The organism is Micromonospora sp. NPDC049799, assembly GCF_040656655.1.
In the GTDB taxonomy this organism is placed as follows: Bacteria; Actinomycetota; Actinomycetes; order Mycobacteriales; family Micromonosporaceae; genus Micromonospora.
Map to the genome: position 1 here is coordinate 1 of NZ_JBFAMU010000496.1, position 3,648 is coordinate 3,648.

Annotated in this window: 3 protein-coding genes and 1 pseudogene; 3 read left to right on the plus strand and 1 reads right to left on the minus strand. The window is 71.6% G+C overall.

What is annotated here, in order from left to right; genetic code table 11:
- Positions 1–245 (minus strand): annotated as a pseudogene (locus AB0I76_RS25150) (hypothetical protein); the annotation flags it as partial.
- A 132-nt stretch (positions 246–377) separates the two neighbouring features.
- On the opposite strand from AB0I76_RS25150, the gene AB0I76_RS25155 reads away from it, so the two are divergent.
- From AB0I76_RS25155 to AB0I76_RS25165, 3 genes are all read left to right on the plus strand, one after another.
- Positions 378–2,369 carry a TIGR03960 family B12-binding radical SAM protein gene (locus tag AB0I76_RS25155; protein ID WP_357040143.1) on the plus strand — a complete coding sequence of 664 codons (1,992 nt, stop codon included), beginning with the start codon at positions 378–380 and terminating at the stop codon, positions 2,367–2,369.
- Positions 2,370–2,564: 195 nt separating this feature from the next.
- Entirely contained in the window at positions 2,565–3,284 is a 720-nt protein-coding gene (locus AB0I76_RS25160; RefSeq protein ID WP_357040149.1) for a TIGR03936 family radical SAM-associated protein, read from the plus strand.
- 131 nt (positions 3,285–3,415) lie between these two features.
- Complete coding sequence (locus AB0I76_RS25165) at positions 3,416–3,592, plus strand: hypothetical protein (RefSeq protein ID WP_357040146.1); 177 nt, start codon at positions 3,416–3,418, stop codon at positions 3,590–3,592.
- Positions 3,593–3,648 lie beyond the last annotated feature (56 nt).

Genomic DNA, 3,648 nt, shown 5'->3' on the forward strand with positions numbered 1-3,648 from the left:
GCGGCGGGCTCCGGCTCGTCGGCCGGCAGCGCCCGCGTGCCGTGCGGGCCGTCGGTGGGCCGCCCGGCCGCGTCCGGCTCGTCGGTGTCCAGCTCACGGGTGCCCTCCGGGCCCGTGCGGGGCTCGTCACCCGACGGTACGGGGGAGGGCGTGGCCTCCTCGGTGACCGCCGGATCCCGGTCCCGGTGCGGGTCCGGGGTGTCCCCGTCGGCCGGCCGGTCTGCACCCGGCTGCGGCTGCGGCATCGCGGCAATCTCCTCTCGCGCCCGTTGCGAGGTTAGTACCGGCGCGCCACCCCCGACGAATCCGCTGGTGCGGCCGGCCGGCCGGTGGCGTGCGCGCCGTCACCGGCGGCGGGCCGCGTACCCTTGGGCGTCATGAGCGTCCCGTCGACCACGCCGCGCCCGACCGCGGCCCATTCCGTGTGGCCACAGCTGGAGCCGCTGCTGCCCCAGGTGACCAAGCCCATCCAGTACGTCGGTGGCGAGCTGGGTGCGGTGGTCAAGGACTGGGACGCGGCGACCGTCCGGTGGGCGCTGATGTACCCCGACGCGTACGAGGTGGGCCTGCCCAACCAGGGCGTGCAGATCCTCTACGAGGTCCTCAACGAGCTGCCCGACGTGCTGGCCGAGCGCACGTACGCGGTCTGGCCGGACCTGGAGGCGCTGATGCGCACCCACGGCGTGCCGCAGTTCACCGTCGACGCGCACCGCGCGGTCCGTGCGTTCGACGTCTTCGGCGTCTCGTTCTCGACCGAGCTGGGCTACACCAACCTGCTCACCGCGATCGACCTGGCCGGCATCCCGATGCTGGCGGCCGACCGCACCGACGACGACCCGGTGATCGTGGCCGGCGGGCACGCCGCGTTCAACCCGGAGCCGATCGCCGACTTCGTCGACGCCGCCGTGCTCGGCGACGGCGAGGAGGCGGTCCTGGAGATCACCGCCATCGTCCGGGAGTGGAAGGCCGAGGGCTCGCCCGGCGGCCGGGACGAGCTGCTGCTGCGGCTGGCCCGCACCGAGAGCGTGTACGTGCCGCGCTTCTACGACGTGGACTACCTGCCCGACGGTCGGATCCAGCGGGTCGTGCCGAACCGGGCGGACGTGCCGTTCCGGGTGCACAAGCGCACGACGATGGACCTGGACGCCTGGCCGTACCCGAAGAAGCCGCTGGTCCCGCTGGCCGAGACCGTGCACGAGCGGTACGCGGTGGAGATCTTCCGGGGCTGCACCCGGGGCTGCCGCTTCTGTCAGGCCGGCATGATCACCCGCCCGGTGCGGGAGCGTTCGATCACCACCGTCGGCCAGATGGTGAAGGAGGGGCTGGAGTTCTCCGGCTTCCACGAGGTGGGCCTGCTGTCGCTCTCGTCGGCCGACCACTCCGAGATCGGTGACATGTGCTCGGGCCTCGCCCAGCAGTACGAGGGCACGAACGTGTCGCTCTCGCTGCCGTCGACCCGGGTGGACGCGTTCAACATCGACCTCGCGCAGGAGTTGTCGCGCAACGGTCGGCGTACCGGTCTGACGTTCGCCCCCGAGGGCGGGTCGGAGCGGATCCGCAAGGTGATCAACAAGATGGTGTCGAAGGAAGACCTCATCCGCACCGTGGTCACCGCGTACACCAACGGCTGGCGGCAGGTGAAGCTGTACTTCATGTGCGGCCTGCCCACGGAGACCGACGAGGACGTCCTCGAGATCGCGGACATGGCGCACGAGGTCATCCGCGCCGGTCGCGCCGCCACCGGCTCCAAGGACATCCGCTGCACCGTCTCCATCGGCGGTTTCGTGCCGAAGCCGCACACCCCGTTCCAGTGGGCGTCGATGGAGCGGCCGGAGGTCATCGACGGCCGGCTGAAGATGCTCAAGCAGGCCATCAACTCCGACCGTTCGCTGGGCCGGGCGATCGGCTTCCGCTACCACGACGGCGAGCCGTCGCTGATCGAGGGCCTGCTCTCCCGTGGTGACCGCCGGGTCGGCGCGGTGATCCGCAGGGTGTGGGAGAACGGCGGCCGGTTCGACGGCTGGAGCGAGCACTTCTCGTACCAGCGCTGGGTGCAGGCCGCCGACGAGGTCCTGCCGACCTTCGGGGTGGACCTCGACTGGTACACCACCCGGGAGCGCGACGAGCTGGAGGTCCTGCCGTGGGACCACCTGGACTCGGGCCTGGACAAGGACTGGCTCTGGCAGGACTGGCAGGACTCGCTGTCGGAGTACGAGCAGGACGACTGCCGGTGGACCCCGTGCTTCGACTGCGGCGTCTGCCCGTCGATGGACACCGAGATCCAGATCGGTCCCACCGGCAAGAAGCTCCTGCCGCTGACCCCGATCAACGGCGGCGGCCTCAAGCTCCCGACCGGCGCCCAGCAGTGACCGTTCGGGGCGGGTGCGCCGCGCGTCTCCCGCGCGCCGCCCGCTCCGCCCGGTGATCATGAAGCTATTGTCTCCGGCACGGCGTGTCGCCGACAACAACTTCATGATCCACCGGTTCTGACACCGAGGAGCACGACGATCAGTAAGAGACCACAGCCCGAGGGTGGGCAGGCGCCGGTCGTCCAGCGCGTCCGGATCCGGTACGCCAAGCGCGGGCCGCTGCGGTTCACCTCGCACCGGGACTTCGCCCGCGCCTTCGAGCGGGCGCTGCGCCGGGCCGGCGTACCGATCGCCTTCTCCCAGGGCTTCACCCCGCACCCGAAGATCTCGTACGCCAGCGCCGCCCCCACCGGCGTGGCCAGCGAGGCCGAGTACCTGGAGATCGGCCTGCGCGAGGAGGTCGACCCGGAGCAGCTGCGCGCGGCTCTCGACGCCGCCCTGTCGCCCGGGCTCGACGTCCTGGACGCGGTGGTGGCCGGTGGCGGCAGCCTGGCCGACCGGATCGAGGCCTCGCACTGGCGCATCGAGTTGCCCGAGGTCGACCCCGGTGTCGCACAACGGGCGGTTTCCGCCTTCACGGCCGCCGACGAGGTCCTCGTCGAGCGCATGACCAAGCAGGGGCGACGCACCTTCGACGCCCGTTCGGCGGTCATCTCCATCGATGTCGTCACGCCGACGGAGACGCCTTCCGAGGTCGCGGCCGTGCCGTGTGCGATACTCGAACTGGTCGTGCGGCAGGTCACCCCGTCCGTGCGACCCGATGACGTCCTTTCCGGCCTCCGCGTGGTGGCCGACCTGGAGCCGCCGGTCTCCCCGAAGGTGATCCGGCTGGCGCAGGGCACGCTGACCGCGCAGGGCGCGATCGCGGATCCGTTGGACGCGGACCGCGACGGGGCATCCATCGGCGAACGCTGACCGTCGGTCAGTGTTCGGGCAGGCAGACTTCGGCGGTCGCGCGACCAGCGCGACCGGCGGAAACACTTTTGCGGCGACCCTGCGTGGCAGCGCTCACACGCGCCCGGGGCAGCCAGAACTGGAGAACGTCCATGCTCGAGAACGAGCCCGAGGGCGGCGAACGCACCGGTTCCCAGCCGGCCGGCGACACCGCTGAACAGCACAACGCGCCGTCGTCGGAGCAGTCCTCCGCCGGCGGTACCGCGCCAGGTGCGGCGACCGGCGACGTGGCCGGACCCGGGCAGAGATCGGGGGACGGCCGGGGGTGACCCCGACGCTGCCCCTGATCCGCGCAGGCGGGAGAATGGAGCCCATGCAGCTTCGC